The following is a 2386-nucleotide window of genomic DNA, read 5'->3' as shown; positions in this document are numbered from 1 at the left end:
GTGCTGGCCGACAGCGCCAACGCCGCCTGCTATACMGTGCCGGCCACGGGCACATGTTCCAGCACCACGGCATCCACGAGTGCAGCCGCATGGAGAATTGCGACTCTGGCCTCGCTGCCCACGTACAGCGTGTCCAACGCGCCCGGCGCTGTCGTCACGCTGGACAGCTCGACCGGCCGCTTCAAGGTGGTGGTGAGCTGGGGCGCCAAGGCCACCACGCTCGGCGGCGAATCGATAGCCGACACCCACAACGTCACGGTGACCACCGATGTGCGCCAGTGACACGCCGCGCCGTGCCGGGCAACGCGGCACCTCGCTGATCGAACTGCTGGTCGGCATCGTCGTCGCGTTGCTGATCGGGCTGGTCGCGATGGGAATGGCGATCAGCTTCGCCGCGACGCAGCGCCAGGCCGTCGGCACCTCCAGCGCGACGAGCAGCGGCTCGTCGGCGATCGAGATCTTGCGCACAAGGACCCTGCCGACCGGGCTGGGCTTCTTCGGCAGCAGCAGCTTCCGCTGCGAGAGGCTGAACCTCAGCTACGGCAGCAGCGTGCTCGGCGACGGCACTGCCTTCTCGCCGCTGAACGTCACGCGCCCGTCGACCGGCCTGTTCGACACGCTGGACGTGATGCATGCCTCCAGCGTCTATGGCGGCACCGAGGTGCCGCTGCTCAGCGCCACCGCCACCGCCGCGTCATTGAAGGCGCATCTGCCCGCTTCGACGGGGCAGGTGGTGCTGCTGTCGCCTGCCACCGCGGGCGCGCCCTGCACGGTGCGCTCCGTCACCGGCATCACCGCCGCCACGGCCGACACCTACGAGCAGCTGAGTTTCGGGTCGTCGGGCAGCGATGGCGCGTACAACCAGGCCACGTTCTCGGCCTCGACCAGCTACGCCGCCGGTGACCGCATTGCCTTGCTGGGCGCCTTGTCCGCCTACCGCTACAGCGTGACGAACAACGCACTGCAGCAGACGGACCTGATCGCCGGCACCACGGCCACGCTGGCCCGCAACGTGATGGCGTTCCGCGTGCAGTACGGTGCGGCCGCGTCGACCAGCTCGCGCGCGCTGGACAGCTGGGTCAACCCGGGCGCGAGCACCGAATGGGCGACGGTCGACAGCGCCCACCTCGGCCGGATCCTGGCGATGCGCGTGCAGCTGCTGCTGCGCAGCCCCCAGCCCGAGAAGCCCAACACCAGCACCGGTGTGTGCGAGGCGACAACCATCGCGCCGACCTTGATGACCGGTGAAACCTATGCGCTGGCCACCGCCGACAGGTGCTACCGCTACCGCCTGGTGAGCACCGTGATCCCGCTTCGAAACATCACCGGAGGCCTGAAATGACCCCACGCGCCCGACACCAACGCGGCGGCTCGCTGTTCCTGGTGCTGATCGTGCTGGCCACGCTGATGCTCAGCGGCCTGGCGCTGGCCCGCATGACCGATACCGGCACGCTGCTCGCCGGCAACCTGGCCAGCCGCGCCGCGGCGCTGCAGGCCGCCGAGGTCGGGGTCAACAACGGGTATGCCGCGGTGCAGGGGCTCACGGATGAGGAGTCGACCGCCCAAAGCTTGACGTGGTATCGGCGCACGCTTGACACGAACCAGACGGCCCAAGGGTTGCCGAACTCGGTGCCGTGGAGCAACACACCCGCCAGCACCGTCGGCGCGATGACGGTGAACTACTACGTCGAGCGCGTGTGCGACTACACCACCGCTGCCATCACCGACGCCACCAAGCAGTGCCTGCTGAAGGAAGTCGACATGCCGGTCAATCGCGCCGAAGACCCGGGCGACCGCGACAAGCAGCTCGACAACCCCTACGCCACGCAGTTCCGCATCACGACCCGCGTCACCGACCAGCGCAACACGACGGTCTATGTGCAGGCCCTGGTGACCAAGGGCAGCAACTGAACTTCGCTCGAGAGGATGTGACCATGTCGTTCTTCATCAATCGCCCGGGCGCCCTGTGGGTGTCGTTGCTCCTGCTGGGACTCCCGTCGGCGCACGCCACCGACGTGGCGACCCGGCCGCTGAAGGCCAGCGTGCTGGTCAAGCCGAACGTGATCATCGGGATGGACGATTCCGGGTCGATGGATGCAGAAGTGCTGTTCGACGAAACGAACAGCGGCATGCTGTGGTGGGATAGGACCACCAAGCAAGCGTGGTCCAACGGCAAGCTTCGCGACAAAACGAGCAATTCCGACCTATACGGCTATCTCTTTCCCAACGGGGCAAACGTCTCGATCCCGGGCACGCTGGTGCTGCCGACGACCTATGCCGCAATCCCTCCCACCAAGGACTTCGCGTTCACGCGCTCAAATGCCTACAACCCGGCCTACTACGACACGAACGTCACATACGCTCCCTGGGTGAACTACTTCTACAG

2 protein-coding genes and 2 pseudogenes are annotated in these 2386 nt (G+C 66.9%); all 4 read left to right on the top strand.

Annotated features, from left to right (window positions below):
- Positions 1–282, top strand: a pseudogene (locus tag AC1D15_RS27365) (hypothetical protein); the annotation flags it as partial.
- Positions 269–1342, top strand: a complete 1074-nt coding sequence (locus tag AC1D15_RS27360; protein ID WP_477828481.1) for a PilW family protein — start codon at positions 269–271, stop codon at positions 1340–1342. The pseudogene AC1D15_RS27365 and the gene AC1D15_RS27360, both read left to right, overlap by 14 nt.
- Entirely contained in the window at positions 1339–1911 is a 573-nt protein-coding gene (locus tag AC1D15_RS27355) for a pilus assembly PilX family protein (protein ID WP_477828480.1), read from the top strand. Before AC1D15_RS27360 ends, AC1D15_RS27355 begins: the two co-directional genes overlap by 4 nt.
- A gap of 23 nt (positions 1912–1934) precedes the next feature.
- Positions 1935–2386, top strand: a pseudogene (locus AC1D15_RS27350) (hypothetical protein); the annotation flags it as partial.

The organism is Rhizobacter sp. P2_H2 (assembly GCF_056403375.1).
This window is presented reverse-complemented; position numbering and strand designations above follow the sequence as displayed.